Raw genomic sequence first — 19,813 nt, forward strand, 5'->3', positions numbered from 1 at the left:
GGCGGCTGGGTCTTGCGTAACATCCGCTACCTTGCCAAAACATTGAAAGATTTCACAGGGATGGTACGGACGTGACCCGGCTGAACACAACTTGCCGAACCGGCCGCCCGCGATGACGGCGTTCACGCTCGCGCATCTGTCCGACGTGCACCTGCCGCCGCTGCCGCAACCCGCGATCGGCGAACTGCTGGGCAAGCGGATGCTCGGCTATATCAACTGGAAGCGCAACCGGCACCGCATCCACCAGAGCGACGTGTTGGACGCGCTGGTCGCCGACATCAAGGCGCAGGCGCCCGACCATATCGCGGTCACCGGCGATCTCGTCAATCTCGCACACGCCGCCGAATTCGCGCCGGCGCGGCAATGGATCGAGGGAGTCGGCGCGCCTCAGCTTGTGAGTCTGGTGCCCGGCAATCACGACGCCTATACGCGCAACGCCGTGCCGCGCTTCGAGAAGACCTTTGGCGATTACATGCGCAGCGACACCGGGGCTGTGGGGTTTCCCTATCTGCAGAGGCGCGGACCGCTGGCGCTGATCGGGCTGTCCACCGCCGTGCCGACGGCGCCGTTCATGGCGACGGGAACGCTGGGTGCGGCGCAGCTCGCCACACTCGACCGCATGCTCGGCGAAGTGTCCGGCGCGGAGCTGTTTCGCGTGCTGATGATCCATCACCCGCTGCGGTCGAAGCACAAGCACAAGCGGCTGACCGATTCCGACGCGCTGCAAATGGTGCTGAAGCGCCACGGCGTTGAGCTGATCCTCCATGGCCACGACCACATCCATTCGACGATGTGGTTCGAGGGGCCGTCGTGCCGCATCCCGGCGATCGGCGTGCCCTCGGCGTCAGCGATCGCGCACGGACATCGGCCGGCGGCGGCATATAACCTGTTTGCGATCGAACGCGCGGGCGATGCGTGGCGCTGCGAGCAGACGGTGCGCGGGTTCGGGGATGGAACGGGGATTCAGCAATTGCAGCGGGCCGCGCTGACCTAACAGTTTGTCATTCCGGGATGCGACAGACGGCGAAGCCGGATGGCGCAGGCCCGGAATCTTGAGATGTTCATCGTAACACTTCGAGGTTCCCCGCCACTCCAATTGGAGTGGCTGAGGTTCGCTCGCGCTGATGCGCTCGCGCCCCGGAACGACAGTGAACCTTCAGTCCCCCTGCACGGCCACCACGAGTGCCACGGCGAACAGTGCCAGCGCGCCGACGATCACGCCCAGCAGGAATGGCCAGAACCGGCTGCGCGGCTTCGCCAGCGCCGTGGCCGGCGCCGGCGCCGGTGCCAGCGCGTGCTCGCGCTCGATCAGGCGGCGGGCGATGTAGTCGGTGACGGCTTTGACGATCGCGGTGACGTCATGCGATTCGGCCAGCACCACGCGGCCGAAGCGGGCGTCCTGCACGAAGCGATACATCCGCTTGTCGCGTCCCATCGCGACATGGGCGACCATGTCGATCCACAGCCGCGGCGCGTCGCCCTGGCTGATGCCGCGATCAAAGAGATCGACGCGCGCCGGAATTTCGTCGAACAGCGGGTCGAGCGCGTCGTTGAGGATTTCCAGCCGCGCCACTTCGGCATCGCGCAATTCAACCACCACGCCGCTGCGGTCCGCGGCTTCGATCCGGGCGCGGCGCAACGCATCGCGCAGCCGCAAGGGTTTGTCATCGTCCGAAGGGGTCCCGTAGGGTGACACGCTCGACATACTCCCGGCCTCAACGCTGGCCTGCACGGCAATTAACCTATCAGTAACCATAAGCCTCGAAAAGGCCGTTTGTTTCCAGACACTTCGGCCAGCCATGAGTTCGACTGGCCATGTTTGGGTCCCCTCCCCGCTTGCGGGGGAGGGTGGCCGCGCGCAGCGCGTACGGGAGAGGGGTGCCACGGGCGACAGAGCCTCTGGCTCCCCCTCTCCCTGACCCTCCCCCACCTAGCGAAGCTTCGCTTCGCCCGGTGGGGGAGGGGACACTCCTGTCTGTGATCAGCCCCCCCTAAACACCAACGGCCCCATCCGTTGCCGGATGGAGCCGCGATGTCCTTGGACTTTTGTTGAACTTAGTCTTGGGCCCTTACGCCATCGCGCGCTGCGGTTCCTCGACGATCGAAAAACGCACGCCGGCGCGGTGGCGGTTTTCTTGCGAGACGCTCTTCCAGGCCTCTTCCGCTTCCTGCCGGGTCTTGAACGGACCCTGCACCTGCGCCGAACCTTCGACCAGCTTGTGGAAGTTCATCGAACCGAACTCGCCGCCGATCACCCAAAAATTGCTGCCTGACATGTTGCTCTCCTGTTGTTGGCGTTAGCCGAACTGGTTCATCGTGTTGTGCGCGCCGCCGGCCTTCAGGGCCGCCTCGCCGGCGAAGTATTCCTTGTGGTCATCGCCGATGTTGGAGCCGGCCATGTCCTGATGCTTGACGCAGGCGATGCCCTGACGGATCTCCTGGCGCTGAACGTTCTTGACGTAGCCGAGCATGCCCTGCTCGCCGAAATACTCTTTGGCGAGATTGTCGGTCGAGAGCGCCGCCGTGTGATAGGTCGGCAGCGTGATGAGGTGGTGGAAGATGCCGGCGCGCTTGGCCGAATCCGCCTGGAAGGTGCGGATCTTTTCGTCGGCTTCCTGGGCGAGCGGCGTGTCGTCATATTCCGCTTTCATCAGCTCGGCGCGGTTGTACTTCGCGACGTCCTTGCCGGCCTGCTTCATCTCGTCGAACACCTGCCAACGGAAGTGAAGCGTCCAGTTGAACGACGGCGAGTTGTTGTAGGCGAGCTTGGCGTTCGGGATCACTTCGCGCACCCGGTCGACCATCGAGGCGATCTGCTCGATGTTCGGCTTCTCGGTCTCGATCCACAAAAGGTCCGCGCCGTTCTGCAGCGAGGTGATGCTGTCGAGCACGCAGCGATCCACACCGGTGCCTTCGCGGAACTGGTACAGGTTGCTCGGCAGCCGCTTCGGACGCAGCAGCTTGCCGTCGCGGCTGATGATGACGTCACCATTGCCGACCGAGTTCACATCGACCTCGTCGCAGTCGAGGAAGCTGTTGTACTGGTCGCCGAGATCGCCGGGCTTGTGGCTGACGGCGATCTGCTGCGTCAGGCCGGCGCCCAGCGAATCGGTGCGGGTCACGATCACGCCGTCTTCGACGCCGAGTTCGAGGAAGGCGTGGCGGCAGGCGCGGATCTTCGCCAGGAAGACCTCGTGCGGCACCGTCACCTTGCCGTCCTGATGGCCGCACTGCTTCTCGTCCGACACCTGGTTCTCGATCTGCAGCGCGCAGGCGCCGGCCTCGATCATCTTCTTGGCCAGCAGATAGGTCGCTTCCGCATTGCCAAAGCCGGCGTCGATGTCGGCGATGACCGGCACGACATGGGTCTGGAAGGTGTCGATCTTTTCGATCAGCGCCTGCTCGGCGGCCTGATCGCCGGCCTTGCGGGCGGCGTCGAGCTTGCGGAAGATCTCGTTCAGCTCGCGCTGATCGGCTTGGCGCAGGAAGGTATAGAGCTCTTCGATCAGCGCCGGCACCGAGGTCTTCTCATGCATCGACTGGTCGGGCAGCGGCCCGAATTCCGAGCGCAGCGCGGCGATCATCCAGCCGGACAGATAGAGATAGGTGCGGTCGGTGGTGCCGAAATGCTTCTTCACCGAGATCAGCTTCTGCTGCGCGATGAAGCCGTGCCAGCAACCCAGCGACTGGGTGTATTTGGTGCTGTCGGCGTCATAGGCGGCCATGTCGGCGCGCATCAGCGCCGCCGTGTAGCGCGCGATGTCGAGGCCGGTCTTGAAGCGGTTCTGCAGGCGCATCCGGGCCACGGCTTCGGCCTTGACGCCGTTCCAGGTGTCCTTGTCCTTGAGCAGCGCTTCGGCCGTCTCGATTTCGCTGCGATAGGAGGCCGGCCCTTCGAGGGCGAGGTCGCTGATGCCGCGTGGCTGAAAGTTCATGTTGGTAACCCCTTGTAATGTCTACTCGCGACGCCTGTTCTTATCGACAGATGTGACAACCTCGTCGCGAAACGTGTCAGGACTTAAACGACAAACGCAGCTATTCGGATAGATGTCTTGCGTTTGAATGGTGATGCAATGTAACATCTCGACTTGTCACTAATGTCATTTTGTAATAATTGTCACAAACGGGATATCAGGCGATGGCCGGCGACGCGTCCAAGAAACTGTTCGTGGGACCGCGGTTCCGGCGGATCCGGCAGCAGCTCGGGCTGTCGCAGACCCAGATCGCCGAGGGGCTGGGCATCTCGCCGAGCTACATCAACCTGATCGAGCGCAACCAGCGCCCGGTGACGGCGCAGCTATTGATGCGGCTGGCGCAGACCTACGACCTCGATCTGCGGGACTTGGCCACCGCCGACGAGGACCGCTTCTTCGCCGAGCTCAACGAGATCTTTTCCGACCCGCTGTTCCGCCAGATCGACCTGCCGAAGCAGGAATTGCGCGACCTCGCCGAGCTCTGCCCCGGCGTGACGCATGCGCTGCAGCGGCTCTATGCGGCATACGCCGAGGCGCGGCGCGGCGAGACGCTGGTCGCGGCGCAATTCGCCGACCGCAACGAAGGCGGGCACTTCGAGGCCAACCCGATCGAGCGCGTCCGCGACCTGATCGAGGCCAACCGCAATTACTTCCCGGAGCTCGAACAGGCCGCCGAGACGCTGCGCGACCAGATCAACGAGAGCGCGCCGGATCTCTACGCGGCCCTCGCCACACGGCTGCGGGAAAAGCATTCGATCGTGTCGCGGATCATGCCGGTCGACGTGATGCGCGAAACGCTGCGGCGGTTCGATCGCCACCGCCGCCAACTGCTGATTTCCGAACTGGTCGATGGCCCCGGCCGCGCCTTCCAGCTCGCCTTCCAGCTGGGATTGATGGAGTGCGGCAGCGCCTTCGAGAGCATTGTCGGCCGCGCCGGGCCGCTCGATGACACGCCGCGGCGGCTGTACCGCATCACGCTGGCGAACTATTTTGCCGCGGCCGTGCTGATGCCCTATGCCGCGTTCCACGGTGCCGCGGAGGCGCTGAGCTATGATCTGCAGGTGCTGGGCCAGCGTTTCAATGTCGGCTTCGAGCAGGTCTGCCACCGCCTCACCACGCTGCAGCGCCCGACCGCGCGCGGCGTGCCGTTCTTCATGCTGCGCGTCGACAATGCCGGCAACGTCTCCAAGCGGTTCTCGTCGGGCACCTTCCCGTTCTCCAAATTCGGCGGCACCTGTCCGTTGTGGAACGTGCACTCGACCTTCGACACGCCGGACCGATTGCTGAAGCAGGTCATCGAACTGCCGGACGCCAGCCGCTATTTCTCGATCGCGCAGATGGTGCGACGTCCGTCCGCGCCGCACGGCCAGCCGCAGCCGCGCTTCGCCATTGGCCTCGGCTGCGAGATCCGCCACGCCGCGAAGCTGGTCTATGCCTCCGGCATGGATCTGGAAAAAGCCGAAGGCACTCCGATCGGCGTCAACTGCCGGCTCTGCGAACGCGAAAACTGCCCGCAACGCGCCGAGCCGCCGATCACGCGGACGCTGATTTTGGATGAGAACACGCGGCGGGTGTCGAGCTTTGCGTTCAGCAATGCAAGGGAGTTGTAGACTGCTGCCAGCCTGGGCAATCGAAAATACCGTGCTATACAGATGACATGGGATTTGGGGTCTTCATCCATCGGACGGATTCGATTTACGACGACAGCCCGGCTGAGAAATATCAATTCCCCAGCCAGTATCTGAGTCGAGCGCAAACGTTCGTCGGTGACTGGATCGTCTATTATGAGCCGCGTAAGGTCGACGCGACGCGCGGCTACTTTGCCATCGCGAAGGTTCAACAGATCATTCCCGATCCATCAGCTACGGGCATGTACTTGGCCTTGATCGAGCCGTCGAGTTATCTCGATTTCGCAACACCTGTTGCATTTACTAATGCTGATGGCGTCATTGAGCGCGGCATCCTCAATGACCAAGGTCGTATTTCGGGAAGGGCCCAATCCGCGGTCCGTCCAATCAGCCCTGACGATTTCGAGCGCATAGTCACGCTCGGACTAGATGAGAACGTTCAAATTCTACCGAGGATTGGCGAGACATCATCTTTTCCGCAGCTTGACGAAATTCAGGCTCCTTTCCAGTACGAGGAGCCCCGAGATCGATTAAATTATCTCACGTCAAGGATCGTGCGCGACCGGGCCTTTCGCCGCGTTATCCTGGATGCTTACGACCGCCGATGTGCAGTGACTGGGCTAAAGCTAATCAATGGTGGTGGAAGAGCGGAGGTGGACGCGGCCCATATCCGACCAGTCGAAGCAAATGGCCCGGACACCGTGAACAATGGGATCGCACTTTCGGGCACGGCTCACTGGATGTTCGATCGCGGTCTGATTGGGCTTTCGGACGAACTGGAAATATTGATTTCGCGACAGGTCAACGATTACGAAACCATACGCGCTCTGGTTAATAAAACCGGCTTTGCGTTAGCTCCGCAACGCATCTCCCATCGCCCGCACCCGCATTTCTTGAACTGGCATCGGGAAAATTGCTTCAAGCATTAGTTGGCCGGGGCCGACCATCGGATTGATTTCAGGATGCAGCTACTGGAAAACGCAACGCAATCGTGTTACATTCTGGTATGGCTACGAAACCGCAAACTGTCTCGACCGCCAAACGGCAAGCCAAGCCGCCGTTGAAGGCGGTCGCCGTTCGCAAGCCTGCCAAGAGCGGCTTCATCAACGCGCGCATCGAGCCGAAGCTGAAAAAGAGCGCCGAGGCGGTGCTCGACAAGATCGGTCTGTCGACCACCGATGCCCTGACGATCTTCTTCAAGCAGGTCGTCGCCCACAAGGGCATGCCGTTCGAAGTAAAGGTCCCCAATCGCGAGACCATCAAGGCGATGCGGGACGCCGAGGCTGGTCGGACGGAGAGTTTTACCGGTACGGCTGAGCAACTGTTCGCTCACGTTCTCGGCAAGAAACGCCGCTAACCCCTTCCGATGAAGACGCTGGACCAGACCGGTTCATTCAAGCGCGATCTGAAGCGGGTCACGAAGCGTGGCTACGATCTCTCGAAGCTGGCAACGGTCTTAAATCTTCTGCAAGCCAACAGCCCGCTGCCTATCTCCAATCGACCGCATTCGCTGAAAGGCCGATGGAAGGGCTTTTTCGAATGCCACATCGAACCGACTGGCTGCTAATCTACCAGACGGACGCCACCCGCGTGCTGCTGGTCAGAACGGGCACCCATGCCGATCTGTTCGACGAATGACGCTCCAGCAGTCTGCGTCATGGCCGGGCTTGTCCCGGCCATCCACGTCTGTATTCCTTAATGCAACGTGGATGCCCGGCACGAGGCCGGCATGGCGGGGAGAGGCCGGGGTTCATGATGCAGATGTCGGTGCGGATGCGACCAATTCGTTTTGTGACGGCCCTTGCTATCACTGCCTTTGCCTCGCCGGCCTCCGCGCAATTCGCATTCCCTGCGCAAACCCAACCCGCGCCGACGGCTCGGCCCGCTGCGACAGCCAGACCCGCCGCCAGCCCGCGTGCCGCCGCCTGCCACGGTGGCCAAAACTTCGACCAGTTCCTCGCCGGGCTGAAGCAGCAGGCCACAGCCGCCGGCGTCTCGCCACGGGCGATCGCCTCCGCTGCGCCATGGCTGGTCTATGATCCAAAAATCGTCAACCGCGATCGCGGCCAGCGGGTGTTCGGCCAATTGTTCACCGAATTCTCGCGCCGGATGGCGGCGGATTACCGGATGCAGAACGGGCAGCTCAAGATCAAGCAGCACGCCGCCGCCTTCGCCCGCGCCGAGAAGGAGTTCGGCGTGCCGCCCGCGGTGATCGCGGCGTTCTGGGCGCTGGAGAGCGATTTCGGCGCGCAGATGGGCAACCTGCCGACGCTGCCTTCGCTTGTGTCGCTTGCCTATGACTGCCGGCGCTCGAAAATGTTTCAGGACGAGACCATCGCCGCGCTGAAGATCATCGACCGCGGCGATCTTTCGCCGGAGGAAATGATCGGCTCCTGGGCCGGCGAACTCGGCCAGACGCAGTTTCTGCCGACGCATTACTACAACTACGCGGTCGATTATGACGGCGACGGCCATCGCAACCTGCTGCGCTCGCCCGACGACGTGATCGGCTCGACCGCCAATTACATCGCCAACGGGCTGAAATGGCGGCGTGGCGAGCCGTGGCTGCAGGAGGTGCAAGTCTCGGCCAACATTCCCTGGGACCAGGCCGACCTGACCATCCAGTTGCCGCGCTCCAAATGGGCGGCCTATGGCGTGACCACTGCCGACGGCCGGCCGCTGCCGAACGACAACATGCCGGCGTCCCTGCTGCTGCCGATGGGCCGCTTCGGCCCGGCGTTCCTGGCCTATGCCAATTTCGCCGCCTACACGGAATGGAACAATTCGCTGATCTATTCCACCACCGCGGCCTATCTCGCCACCCGCATCACCGGCGCGCCAAGGATGCGAACGCCGGGTGCAGCGGTGCCGCAATTGTCATTCGCCGAATTGAAGGAGCTGCAGCAATTGCTGGTGCGCGCCGGCTTCAATGTCGGCAAGGTCGACGGCATAATGGGGCAGCTCAGCCGCACCGCGGTGAAGGCGATGCAGGTCAAGTACGGCCTGCCGGCGGATTCCTGGCCGACCGCCGAATTGCTGGCGCGGCTGCGCGGCGCCTGAAGGTCGAAGCCGATCTTCGCCACGGCACGGAGATGCCGGCCATGACGTCCCGAAGGTCACGCAAAAACTTTCGCCTGTTTCAGATGGTTGAACGACGTTCGTGCTCTGTCAGGCGGCGCAGGGAGCACGTTTCGTCTTTTCAGCGATCCCCTCTCGCCGGCCATTGCGAATGCATGCCGCAATGCACACTTCAAGCGTATTGACCATTTCCCGGAAAACCAACATGACCGCATCCAAACTCTTCGAGCCCTACAAACTCGGCCCGATCACCCTGTCCAACCGCGCCGTGATGGCGCCCCTGACGCGCAACCGCGCGGTCGCAGGCTTCGTGCCCAATCCGCTGGCGATCGAATATTATGCCCAGCGCGCCTCCGCGGGCCTTCTGATCACCGAAGCCAGCCAGATCTCGCAGCAGGGCCAAGGCTATCAGGACACCCCGGGCATCTACACGGCCGAGCAGGTCGCCGGCTGGAAGAAAGTCACCGACGCGGTCCACGCCAAGGGCGGCAAGATCTTCATCCAGCTCTGGCACGTCGGCCGCATCTCGCACACCGACCTGCAACCGAACCACGGCGCGCCGGTGGCGCCCTCCGCGATCCGCGCCAAGGGCAAGACCTACGTCAATAACGCCTTCACCGACACGTCCGAGCCGCGCGCGCTCGAATTGTCGGAAATCCCCGGCCTGATCGAGGACTACCGCAAGGCGGCGAAGAACGCGATCGAGGCCGGCTTCGACGGCGTCGAGATCCATGCGGCCAACGGCTATCTGCTCGAGCAGTTCGCCCGCGATTCGACGAACAAGCGCACCGATGAATATGGCGGCTCGATCGAGAACCGCGCGAAGCTGATCCTCGAGGTCACCCGCGCCGTGGTCAAGGAAATCGGCGCCGAGCGCACCGGCATCCGCATCTCTCCGGTGACCCCGGCCAATGATTGTGCGCCCGACAGCCAGTCGCAGAAGCTGTTCGACTATCTCGTCGACGGGCTCAGCGCCGAGAAACTGGTCTATCTGCACGTCGTCGAAGGCGCCACCGGCGGCCCGCGCGACAATGTGCCGTTCGACTATGCGAGCTTGCGCAAGCGCTTCAAGGGCACCTACATCGGCAACAATGGCTACGACCTGGCGCTGGCGGAGAAGGTGCTGGCAGCGGACGAGGCCGACCTGATCGCGTTCGGCAAGCTGTTCATCGCCAATCCCGATCTGGTGGAACGTTTCAAGGCCGGCGCCGAGCTCAACAAGCCCGACCAGTCGACCTTCTACGGCGGCGGCGACAAGGGCTACACCGACTACCCGACGCTGGCGGAAACCAAGCAGGCGGCTGAGTAACACACTGTCATTCCGGGGCGGGTGCAGCTTGCTGCGCCCGAACCCGGAATCCCGATATGATAAAGCCGCACGAGGTGCCGGGTTCGCGTTCTCGACTTCGCCGAGCACGCGCCCCGGAACGACAGATAAAACCAAGGCCGGGATCGCTCCCGGCCTTTTTGTTGTTTTACACTGATGCGCTCACTCTCCGGTTGGGGAGAGGGAAGTGAGGCGCCTCAGTTCGCCGCGCGCTTCTGCGGCGGGGACGCCGGCCACGACTTGATCAGCGTGTCGTAGTCCACCGTCTCGCCCTTCGGCTTCTCGTTGGCCAGCTTGCGCTGCGGGGCGATGTTGCCGTCCTTGGCGGATTTGGCGTACCAGTATTCCGCCGTCTCCTTCTTGTTCAACTTCGGACCGCAATCGCCCTGGACCTTGGAGCGTTCGAGCCGCTCCAGCACCGAGTCCTGCGCCGCTGCCAGCGAATCCATCGCCGCCTGCGGGGTCTTAGCACCGGACGACGCATCGCCGATGTTCTGCCACCACAGCTGCGCCAGCTTCGGATAGTCCGGGATATTGTTGCCGGTCGGCGACCACTGCACGCGGGCCGGCGAGCGATAGAACTCGACCAGACCGCCGAGCTTCGGCGCACGCTCGGTGAACGACTTGTCCCAGATGTCAGATTCGCGGATGAAGGTCAGGCCGACATGGCTCTTCTTCAGGCTGACCGTCTTCGAGGTGATGAACTGCAGATACAGCCAGGCGGCCTTGCGACGATCCGGCGGGGTCGACTTCAGCAAGGTGCCGGAGCCGACGTCCTGATAGCCGAGCTTCATGCCTTCCTTCCAGTAGGCGCCATGCGGCGACGGCGCCATCCGCCACTTCGGCGTGCCGTCGGCGTTCATCACCGGAAGGCCCGGCTTCACCATGTCGGCGGTGAAGGCGGTGTACCAGAACATCTGCTGGGCGATGTTGCCCTGTGCCGGCACCGGACCGGATTCCGAGAAGGTCATGCCCTGCGCCTGCGGCGGGGCATATTTCTTCATCCAGTCGAGATATTTGGCGATCGAATACACCGCCGCCGGGCCGTTGGTGTCGCCGCCGCGCTCGACCGACGAGCCGACCGGACGGCAGCCTTCCATGCGGATGCCCCATTCGTCGACCGGCAGACCGTTCGGAAGCCCCTTGTCGCCGTTGCCGGCCATCGACAGCCACGCGTCGGTGAAGCGCCAGCCCAGCGACGGATCCTTCTTGCCGTAGTCCATGTGGCCATAGACCTTGACGCCATCGATCTGCTTGATGTCGTTGGTGAAGAACTCGGCGATGTCCTCATAGGCCGACCAGTTCACGGGCACGCCGAGATCGTAGCCATACTTGGCCTTGAACTTCGACTTGTAGTCGGGATTGGTGAACCAGTCGTACCGGAACCAGTAAAGGTTGGCGAATTGCTGATCGGGGAGCTGGTACAGCTTCTTGTCGGGAGCGGTGGTGAAGGAGCGCCCGATGAAGTCGTTGAGGTCCAGCGTCGGCGAGGTGACGTCCTTGCCTTCGCCGGTCATGAAATCCGACAGCGGGATGGCCTGGCCGTAGCGGAAGTGCGTGCCGATCAGATCGGAATCGTTGATCCAGCCGTCATAGACGTTCTTGCCGGACTGCATCTGGGTCTGGATCTTCTCGACCACGTCGCCTTCCTGGATCAGGTCGTGCTTCAGCTTGATGCCGGTGATTTCCGAGAACGCCTTGGCGAGCGTCTTGGCTTCGTACTCATGGGTGGTGATGGTTTCGGAGACGACGTTGATCTCCATGCCCTTGAACGGCGCTGCAGCTTTCTCGTACCACTGCAGTTCCTTGAGCTGTTCTTCCTTGGACAGCGTCGAGGGCTGGAATTCGCTGTCGATCCATTTCTTCGCGGTGGCGTCGTCGGCGCGAGCGGGCGCCGCGAGGCTTACCGTCGCAGCGATCAGCGCCGCGGCGCTGGTCATCGTCATCAGGCGCGTCGAAGCTACACGACGGCCTTGATCGGTCAGGTCCTTCATTCGTCTTCTCCCTGGTGGTGCTTCAGGCCCGGGTTGATCCCGGGTCTGGTCGTCTCCGCCTGTCACACCGTGCGAAAGATCGCGAACGCCGTGCCAAACGAAATCAGTGTCGCGAGCCACAGGCTCGAGATCTCAAAGCCTTCCTCGCCAAGCGGCAGCGTGGCGATCGGATCGGTGCCGAAAAATCCGATCCACAACAGGTGAATCACCGCGGCCGAGATCAGCGACAGGAACAGCCGGTCGCCGCGCGTGGTGGGGATCCGCAGGATGCCGATCCGCTCGGCCTCGGGATATTTCACGGCGAGCACCGTCATCGTGCCGAGCGTCATCGCCAGCAGCGCGAAGAAGATCGCGGTCGGCGGCGTCCACGCCATCCATGCGATGTTGTCCATGGCTACACCCGTCCCAGCGCAAAGCCGCGCGCGATATAGTTGCGGACGAACCAGATCACCAGCGCGCCGGGGATGATGGTGAGCACGCCGGCGGCGGCGAGCAGGCCCCAGTCCATGCCCGACGCGGATACCGTGCGCGTCATCACCGCGGAAATCGGCTTGGCATTGACCGAGGTCAGCGTCCGCGCCAGCAGCAGTTCGACCCAGGAAAACATGAAGCAGAAGAACGCCGCCACGCCGATGCCCGAGGCGATCAGCGGCACCAGGATCTTGACGAAGAATTTCGGAAACGAGTAGCCGTCGAGGAACGCGGTCTCGTCGATCTCGCGCGGCACGCCGGAGACGAAGCCCTCCAGAATCCAGACGGCCAAGGGCACGTTGAACAGGCAGTGCGCCAGTGCCACCGCCCACGGCGTATCGAACAGGCCGATCGCCGAATAGAGGTTGAAGAACGGCAGCGCGTAGACCGCCGGCGGCGCCATGCGGTTCGACAGCAGCCAGAAGAACAAATGCTTGTCGCCGAGGAAGCGGTAGCGCGAGAACGCATAGGCAGCCGGCAGCGCGAAGGAGATCGACAGCACGGTGTTGATGACGACGTATTTCAGCGAATTGATGTAGCCGGAATACCAGCTCTCGTCGGTGAAGATGCGCGCGTAATTCTCCAGCGTGGGCGCGTGCGGCCACAGCGTCATGGTGGAAACGATCTCGCCGTTGGTCTTGAAGCTCATGTTGACCAGCCAGTAGATCGGCAGCAACAGGAAGATCAGGAACAGCGACAGGATCAGACGGCGCCCCGGGATCGAATGCATCAGACCGCCCCCTCATGCTTGCTGTGATCGACGCCGACATTGGTCATCACGGTGTAGAATACCCAGCACACGATCAGGATGATCAGGTTGTAGACCAGCGACAAGGCCGCAGCCTTGCCGAGGTCGAACTGGCCGAGCGCGATCTTGACCAGCTCAATCGATACGAAGGTGGTCGAATTGCCCGGCCCGCCGCCGGTCACGACGAAGGGTTCGGTATAGATCATGAAGCTGTCCATGAAGCGCAGCAGCACGCCGATCAAGAGCACGCGGTTGAGCTTGGGCAGCTGGATGGCTGTGAATACCGCCCAGCGCGAGGCGCCGTCGATTTGGGCTGCCTGATAATAGGCATCCGGAATCGATTTCAGCCCGGCATAGCACAACAGCGCCACGAGGCTGGTCCAGTGCCAGACGTCCATCACGATCACGGTGGCCCAGGCGTCGAACTCGTTGGAGACGTAATTATAGTCGATGCCCATGTGGTTGAGCGTGTAGCCGAGCAGGCCGATGTCGGGGCGCCCGAAGATCTGCCAGATGGTGCCGACCACATTCCACGGGATCAGCAGCGGCAATGCCATGATGACGAGGCAGGCAGCGACGCGCCAGCCCTCGCGCGGCATCGACAATGCGACGACGATGCCGAGCGGCACTTCGATGGCGAGGATGATCGCCGAGAAGGCCAGGTTGCGGCCCAGCGAGGCCAGAAAACGTCCGCCGAGATCGGTGGATGGATCGAGCAATTCCTTGAACCAGCCGACGCCATTCCAGAAGAACTGGTTGTTGCCGAAGGTGTCCTGCATCGAATAGTTCACCACCGTCATCAGCGGCAGCACGGCGGAGAACGCCACCACCAGAAATACCGGCAGCACCAGGAACCAGGCTTTTTGGTTGACCGTCTTGTCCATCACGCGCGACCTTCAAGATCTTGGCCCTCGACGAGGCGGCTGTCGGCATAAATGTGGACCCGGGCGGGATCGAAGATCAAGCCAGCTTCACTGCCGGGAATCGAAAAACCGTTCGGGACGCGCGCGGCGAACTTCACATCGCCGATCCGCACCCGCGCAAAGCGGACGCGGCCGAGATCGTCGATACGCTCGATGGTCGCCGCCAGCCGCCCCGGCGCCGGAGCGGCGACCTCGACGAATTCGGGGCGCACGCCGATCTCGACCCTGGCGCCGGCCGGCAACGCATCGTAGTTGCGCTGGAGTGCGATGGTGTGGCCGTCGATAACAGCCTCGCGGCCATTGACCGTGGCGGGTACGATATTCATGCCGGGCGAGCCGATGAAATAGCCGACAAAGGTGTGCTCCGGTCTGTCGAACAATTGCTGCGGCGTGCCGGCCTGAACGACGCGGCCGTCATGCATCACCACCACTGTGTCGGCGAAGGTCAGCGCCTCGGTCTGGTCGTGGGTGACGTAGATCATGGTGAGATCCAGCGCGCGGTGCAGCGCCTTCAGCTTGGAACGCAGTTCCCATTTCAGCGCGGGATCGATCACCGTCAGCGGTTCGTCGAACAAAACGGCTGCGACATCGGAACGCACCAGGCCGCGGCCGAGCGAAATCTTCTGCTTGGCGTCGGCGGTGAGCCGCGTCGCCTTGCGGTTCAGCACCGGCGTGAGATCGAGCAGCTCGGCAATCTCCCTGACGCGCTTCTCGATCTCCGGCCTAGCGACACCGCGGTTCTTCAGCGGAAAAGCCAGGTTTTCGCCGACCGTCATGGTGTCGTAGATCACCGGAAACTGGAACACCTGCGCGATGTTGCGCTGCTGCGTGGTGGCACGGGTTATGTCGGCGCCATCGAACAGTATCTTGCCGCGCGACGGCGTGACGATGCCGGAAATCAGATTGAGCAGCGTGGTCTTGCCGCAGCCGCTTGGCCCGAGCAGCGCATAGGCGCCGCCCTGCCGCCACGTCATCGAGATCGGCTTCAGCGCGAAGCTTTCTTCCGCCGCAGCATTGCCGCCGTAGGAATGCGCGAGATCGACGAGATCGATGCGGGCCATCTTCGCTCCTACATCGACGTCGGCGCGGCGACCAGCCGGTCGCCGGCGTCGAACACAAAGAGATTGTCGGGATCGAGCACGGCATCGAGGTGATGGCCGGGCGGAAAATCATGTACGCCCTGCAGCACCGCGACCCAGTTCGAGGCGTCGCGCTTGAGATGCACGTAACTTTCGGAACCGGTGATTTCGGTCACCGTGACTTCCGCCGCAAAGGCATGACGACCTTTGATGCCGCTGGCGACTTCGAGCTGATGCGCGCGAAAGCCGACGCGATAGGCGCCGTCCGCCAGGGCTGCGTAGAGGCCGCTGGCCGGCGCGCGGATGCCGCCGGCGTATTGAACGAAGCCATCGCGTTTCTCGATGCCGACCAGATTGAGCGGCGGATCGGAGAACACTTCGGCCACGCGCAGCGTTTCGGGCTGGCGATAGACGCGCGATGTATCGCCCATCTGCAGCACTTCGCCATGCCACAGGCACACGGTATTGCCGCCGAGCAGCAGCGCTTCGGAAGGCTCGGTCGTCGCATAGACGAAGATCGCGCCGGACGCCTCGAAGATGCGCGGCAGTTCGATGCGCAGTTCCTCGCGCAGCTTGTAATCGAGATTGGCCAGCGGTTCGTCGAGCAGCACGAGGTCGGCGTCCTTGACCAGCGCCCGCGCAATCGCGGTGCGCTGCTGCTGGCCGCCGGAGAGTTGCAACGGTGTGCGGTCGAGATAGGGCTCGAGCTTGAGCAATCGCGCGGCGTCGCGGACGCGGCTGTCGATCTCCGCTTTCGACTTACCCTGCACGCGCAGCGGCGAGGCGATATTCTCGTAGACCGTGAACGAGGGATAGTTGATGAATTGCTGGTAGACCATCGCCACCGAGCGCTTGCGCACGTCGGCGCCGGTGACGTCGACACCGTCGACCAGCACGCGCCCCGTCGTCGGTCTGTCCAGCCCGGCGAGCAGCCGCATGATCGACGTCTTGCCGGAAAGCGTCGGGCCGAGCAGCACGCTCAGCGTGCCCGGCTGCAGTGTCAACGACACGTCGATCGTCGTCATCCCCTCCACCGTGCATGATACATGGTCGAGGCTGACGCTCATGGACGTGCTCCTGCGGCGATGACCGGGCTGGCCGATGGCTGGTGATGCGCCGTGATCCAGTCCTGCAGCGTTGCAATCTCGGCCGCCGACATCCGCAGTCCGAGCTTGGAGCGCCGCCACACGATATCCTCAGCGGTGACCGCGAATTCGTTGGCGATGAGATAGTTCACCTCGCGCTCGGTCAGCGTGGCGCCGAACGGTACGCCGAGATCGGCCAGCGCCTTCGCCTGCCCGAGCATTTTTTGCGCGCGCGTACCATAGGCATGCGCGAGACGATCGGCATGGGCCGGTGTCAGGAACGGATAGTCGCGCCTGAGTTCGACGACCAGCGCGTCGAGCGCCGAGACGTCGAAATCGCCGCCGGGCAGCGCCGCGTGCGCGGTCCAGCCTTCCGGCGCCTTGCTGCCCTTCAGCCAGGGGGCCAGTTTCTGCAGCGCCTCCTCGGCGAGCCGGCGGTAAGTGGTGATCTTGCCGCCGTAGATCGACAGCAGCGGCGCGCCACCGGGCAGATCGAGTTCAAACACATAATCGCGCGTCGCCGCCTTGGCCTCGTCGGCGCCGTCGTCATACAGCGGGCGAACGCCGGAATAGGTCCAGACCACGTCCTCGGGCTTCACCGGCTTCGCCAAATATTCGCTGACCGACGCGCAGAGATAGTCGATCTCGGCTTTGGAGATCTTAACCTGCGCGGGATCGCCATCGTAATCGAGGTCGGTGGTGCCGATCAGGGTGAAATCGTCCTGGTAGGGAATCGCGAACACGATGCGGCCGTCGGCGTTCTGGAAGATGTAGGCGCGGTCGTGGTTGTATATTTTCGGCACCACGATGTGCGATCCCTGCACCAGCCGCACCTTGGCTTTAGCATTGAATCCGGCCCCCGACGTCAGCACCTGCTCGACCCACGGCCCGCCGGCATTGACCAGCGCGCGGGCGCGGATCGTGCTGCGCTCGCCACCTGCATCCTGCACGGTGACCTGCCAGACGCCGTCGACCTGCCGGATCTCGGTGGCGCGGGTGCGGGTCCGGATGTCGGCCCCGCGGTCGGCGGCATCGCGGGCGGTCAGCACCACCAGCCGGGCATCGTCGACGAAGCAATCGGAATACTCGAAGCCGCGCTTGAAGCGCCCGGGCGCGAGCGGCTTGCCTAACGCGTCATGCGCCAGGTCCAGCGTACGGGTGGCCGGCAGCAGCTTGCGGCCGCCGATATGGTCGTAGAGGAAAAGGCCGAGCCGCAGCAGCCAGGCCGGCCGCAGCCCGGCGTGGTGCGGCAGCACGAAGCGCAGCGGCCGGATGATGTGCGGCGCGATCCCCCACAGGATCTCGCGCTCCAGCAGCGCGTGGCGCACCAGCTTGAAGTCGTAATATTCGAGGTAGCGCAGCCCGCCATGCACGAGCTTGGTCGACCATGACGAGGTGCCGCTGGCCAGATCGTTCATTTCGCACAGTAAAACGGAATTGCCGCGGCCCACCGCGTCACGCGCGATGCCGACGCCGTTGACGCCGCCGCCAATGATAGCGAGGTCGAAAATTGAACTCACCCGGACTCCCTTGCGCCAATTGATCCGGCGCCTTCCATGAGAAAAGGACGCGCCATCTTCGCTTTGAGCGATTTGGCTTTCGGTTTGGATTAAAACACAACCAAAAACGAAAGCAATGGGGAATTTGGGCGTTTTGATTTGCGAGGTTGCCGCTGTATTGGCCACCTCTCCCGAAGGGAGAGGTCGGATGTTGGAGCGGAGTGAGAACATCCGGGTGAGGGGTTAGGAACGTTTCGTCGGCGCGCGGCCCCCTCACCCGGAACGCGCTTCGCGCCTTCCGACCTCTCCCCGCCGGGGAGAGGTGAAGCGGAGCGCCTTCGCTGGCTCAGAGCGCGGTCGGTTCCGGGTTCAACTCGTCGGCTTCTTCCACCCGGCCGGGCAGCGCCTCGATCACCAGCACGCCCTTGCTCTGGCAGATCGCCTGCAATCCCGGCGGCAGCGGCGCGTCGGTGACGAAGGTCTGGACCTGGCTGATATGGGCGATACGCACCGCCGCGGTACGTCGCAGCTTGGTGGAATCGGCCACCAGCATCACCGAGCGGGCATTGGCCATTATCGCCTGCGCGGCCTGCACCTCGCGATAGTCGAAATCCAGCAGGGCGCCTTCGGCGTCGATCGCCGAGGCGCCGATAATGGCATAATCGACCTTGAACTGGCCGATCAGACCGATCGCGGTGGAGCCGATCACCGCGCCGTCGCTTCGCCGCACCGTGCCGCCGGCGACGATCACCTCGATGCGCGGGTGGCGGTACAGCATCATCGCGACGTTGAGGTTGTTGGTGATCACCAGCAGGTCCTCATGCGCCGTCAGCGCGCTGGCGACTTCCTCGGTGGTGGTACCGACGTTGATGAAAAGCGAAGAGCCGTTTGGGATCTGGGCGGCTGCCGCGATGCCGATGGCGCGCTTTTCGTCGGCAGCGACGAAGCGGCGCGCTTCGTAAGCGAGATTCTCGACGCCGGAGGCGATAATGGCGCCACCGTGGATCCGGGTCAGCGAGCGATGGTCGACGAGGTCGTTGAGGTCTTTTCGAATGGTCTGCGCAGAGACCTCGAAACGGCGCACGAGGTCGTCCACCATCACCCGCCCGGTCGTCCGGGCAAGGTTGAGTATTTCAGTCTGGCGATGGGACAGGCAGATCACGGGAACACCTCAGCAAAGGCGTCCATGGTGCGGTTATTTGACCGCGCGCGTCAACGTCGCGCGCCCCCTGTCCCACCTTGCCCCGTCAGGAGACCGGCGAAACGCTCAAGCTGCGGCAATGACCGGCGCGGTCAGAAATCCCTGGCTCGCGAACAGGAAAGCGGCGCGCTCGGCCTCGCGGGCGTTGGCGAACAGCTGACCTTCCATCGGGTTGAACCGATGCGTTGCGGCAAAGAAACGATAGCCGTCGGGATTGCGAACGACGATGCCGGCGGCCTGCTGGCTGACTTCGATGATGTAGGTGTCTGATGACATGACGATTCCCCGATATGCATAACTCTGCATATTCCGGGCCATCAACCGAGCGGCGCCATTTCCGTTCCAATTCGGACTACGCGGAAACCGGCTGGCCCTCGCGCTGGATCGGTTGCTTGCGGCCCTGCTCGTCGATCGAGACATAGGTGAAGTGGCCGTCGGTCACCAGGATCGAGGCGTTTTCATTACGGCGCAGCACCCAGGCTTCCAGATGCACGGTGATCGAGGTCTTTCCGATCCGCACCAGCGTCGCATGGACCGAGACAACGTCGCCGACGAACACCGCCTTGCGGAAATTCATCGCGTCGATGGCCACGGTGACGGTGCGCGACCGGGCCATCTTGGAGGCGAAAATGCCCCCGCCGAGATCCATCTGGCCGAGCAGCCAGCCGCCGAAAATATCGCCATTGGCATTGGTATCGGCCGGCATGGCAAGCTGCCGGATGGTCAGGTCGCCGGTGGGTTCTTTGCGCGGATCGGTTCCCCGGGCCAATGTTGCGTCCGTCATAGGCAGTCACCTGCCGCGCTTT

Annotated in this window: 21 protein-coding genes; 8 read left to right on the forward strand and 13 right to left on the reverse strand. The window is 63.2% G+C overall.

The genetic code is table 11. From position 1 onward, the window contains the following. The first annotated feature begins 112 nt into the window (after positions 1-112). Positions 113-994, forward strand: a complete 882-nt coding sequence (locus FIU28_RS23340) for a metallophosphoesterase family protein (RefSeq protein WP_143576360.1) — start codon at positions 113-115, stop codon at positions 992-994. Positions 995-1,156: 162 nt separating this feature from the next. Here FIU28_RS23340 and FIU28_RS23345 read toward each other — a convergent pair whose 3' ends face one another. The 3 genes from FIU28_RS23345 to FIU28_RS23355 all read right to left on the reverse strand — a co-directional run bounded on the left by FIU28_RS23345 (position 1,157) and on the right by FIU28_RS23355 (position 3,935). Next, complete coding sequence (locus tag FIU28_RS23345) at positions 1,157-1,705, reverse strand: hypothetical protein (RefSeq protein ID WP_143575492.1); 549 nt, start codon at positions 1,703-1,705, stop codon at positions 1,157-1,159. Positions 1,706-2,069: 364 nt separating this feature from the next. After that, positions 2,070-2,276, reverse strand: coding sequence for a DUF4170 domain-containing protein (locus FIU28_RS23350; RefSeq protein WP_143575493.1), 207 nt, complete (start codon positions 2,274-2,276; stop codon positions 2,070-2,072). A 21-nt stretch (positions 2,277-2,297) separates the two neighbouring features. Further along, a complete protein-coding gene (locus tag FIU28_RS23355) occupies positions 2,298-3,935 on the reverse strand; it encodes an isocitrate lyase (RefSeq protein WP_143575494.1) in 1,638 nt (545 codons plus the stop codon). A 203-nt stretch (positions 3,936-4,138) separates the two neighbouring features. Here FIU28_RS23355 and FIU28_RS23360 point away from each other — a divergent pair, with 203 nt between their 5' ends. The 7 genes from FIU28_RS23360 to FIU28_RS23385 all read left to right on the forward strand — a co-directional run bounded on the left by FIU28_RS23360 (position 4,139) and on the right by FIU28_RS23385 (position 9,989). Then, on the forward strand, positions 4,139-5,584 hold the full coding sequence (locus tag FIU28_RS23360; protein WP_143575495.1) for a helix-turn-helix domain-containing protein: 1,446 nt from the start codon (positions 4,139-4,141) through the stop codon (positions 5,582-5,584). Between the two features lie 47 nt (positions 5,585-5,631). After that, the gene (locus FIU28_RS23365; protein ID WP_143575496.1) at positions 5,632-6,531 is read left to right on the forward strand and encodes an HNH endonuclease; all 900 of its coding nucleotides are present in this window, start codon (positions 5,632-5,634) and stop codon (positions 6,529-6,531) included. Positions 6,532-6,608: 77 nt separating this feature from the next. Further along, positions 6,609-6,959, forward strand: a complete 351-nt coding sequence (locus FIU28_RS23370) for a type II toxin-antitoxin system RelB/DinJ family antitoxin (protein ID WP_143575497.1) — start codon at positions 6,609-6,611, stop codon at positions 6,957-6,959. 9 nt (positions 6,960-6,968) lie between these two features. Further along, entirely contained in the window at positions 6,969-7,169 is a 201-nt protein-coding gene (locus FIU28_RS23375; RefSeq protein WP_441351252.1) for a type II toxin-antitoxin system YafQ family toxin, read from the forward strand. Then, positions 7,142-7,240: a type II toxin-antitoxin system YafQ family toxin gene (locus tag FIU28_RS27460; RefSeq protein WP_441351253.1), complete on the forward strand. Its 99-nt coding sequence runs from the start codon at positions 7,142-7,144 to the stop codon at positions 7,238-7,240. Before FIU28_RS23375 ends, FIU28_RS27460 begins: the two co-directional genes overlap by 28 nt. Positions 7,241-7,375: 135 nt before the next feature. Further along, complete coding sequence (locus tag FIU28_RS23380) at positions 7,376-8,662, forward strand: lytic murein transglycosylase (protein WP_143576361.1); 1,287 nt, start codon at positions 7,376-7,378, stop codon at positions 8,660-8,662. A 223-nt stretch (positions 8,663-8,885) separates the two neighbouring features. After that, positions 8,886-9,989, forward strand: a complete 1,104-nt coding sequence (locus FIU28_RS23385) for an alkene reductase (protein ID WP_143575498.1) — start codon at positions 8,886-8,888, stop codon at positions 9,987-9,989. Positions 9,990-10,204: 215 nt separating this feature from the next. On the opposite strand, the gene FIU28_RS23390 is transcribed toward FIU28_RS23385, so the two are convergent. The 10 genes from FIU28_RS23390 to FIU28_RS23435 form a co-directional block, all read right to left on the reverse strand. Next, positions 10,205-12,001 carry an ABC transporter substrate-binding protein gene (locus FIU28_RS23390; RefSeq protein ID WP_143575499.1) on the reverse strand — a complete coding sequence of 599 codons (1,797 nt, stop codon included), beginning with the start codon at positions 11,999-12,001 and terminating at the stop codon, positions 10,205-10,207. Positions 12,002-12,063: 62 nt separating this feature from the next. Next, positions 12,064-12,393, reverse strand: coding sequence for a DUF2160 domain-containing protein (locus FIU28_RS23395; RefSeq protein ID WP_143575500.1), 330 nt, complete (start codon positions 12,391-12,393; stop codon positions 12,064-12,066). 2 nt (positions 12,394-12,395) lie between these two features. Continuing rightward, complete coding sequence (locus tag FIU28_RS23400; protein ID WP_143575501.1) at positions 12,396-13,202, reverse strand: carbohydrate ABC transporter permease; 807 nt, start codon at positions 13,200-13,202, stop codon at positions 12,396-12,398. After that, on the reverse strand, positions 13,202-14,104 hold the full coding sequence (locus FIU28_RS23405) for a carbohydrate ABC transporter permease (protein ID WP_143576362.1): 903 nt from the start codon (positions 14,102-14,104) through the stop codon (positions 13,202-13,204). The genes FIU28_RS23400 and FIU28_RS23405 overlap by 1 nt, the downstream gene beginning before the upstream one ends. Next, a complete protein-coding gene (locus FIU28_RS23410) occupies positions 14,104-15,204 on the reverse strand; it encodes an ABC transporter ATP-binding protein (protein ID WP_143575502.1) in 1,101 nt (366 codons plus the stop codon). Before FIU28_RS23410 ends, FIU28_RS23405 begins: the two co-directional genes overlap by 1 nt. 8 nt (positions 15,205-15,212) lie before the next feature. Continuing rightward, a complete protein-coding gene (locus tag FIU28_RS23415; protein ID WP_143575503.1) occupies positions 15,213-16,289 on the reverse strand; it encodes an ABC transporter ATP-binding protein in 1,077 nt (358 codons plus the stop codon). Continuing rightward, positions 16,286-17,827: a glycerol-3-phosphate dehydrogenase gene (glpD, locus tag FIU28_RS23420; protein WP_143575504.1), complete on the reverse strand. Its 1,542-nt coding sequence runs from the start codon at positions 17,825-17,827 to the stop codon at positions 16,286-16,288. Before glpD ends, FIU28_RS23415 begins: the two co-directional genes overlap by 4 nt. A 325-nt stretch (positions 17,828-18,152) precedes the next feature. Next, on the reverse strand, positions 18,153-18,968 hold the full coding sequence (locus FIU28_RS23425; protein WP_143575505.1) for a DeoR/GlpR family DNA-binding transcription regulator: 816 nt from the start codon (positions 18,966-18,968) through the stop codon (positions 18,153-18,155). Positions 18,969-19,073: 105 nt separating this feature from the next. Next, positions 19,074-19,283, reverse strand: a complete 210-nt coding sequence (locus FIU28_RS23430; protein ID WP_143575506.1) for a hypothetical protein — start codon at positions 19,281-19,283, stop codon at positions 19,074-19,076. A 76-nt stretch (positions 19,284-19,359) separates the two neighbouring features. After that, the gene (locus FIU28_RS23435) at positions 19,360-19,791 is read right to left on the reverse strand and encodes an acyl-CoA thioesterase (protein WP_143575507.1); all 432 of its coding nucleotides are present in this window, start codon (positions 19,789-19,791) and stop codon (positions 19,360-19,362) included. Positions 19,792-19,813: the final 22 nt, after the last annotated feature.

The organism is Tardiphaga sp. vice154, from assembly GCF_007018645.1.
Lineage (GTDB): Bacteria > Pseudomonadota > Alphaproteobacteria > Rhizobiales > Xanthobacteraceae > Tardiphaga.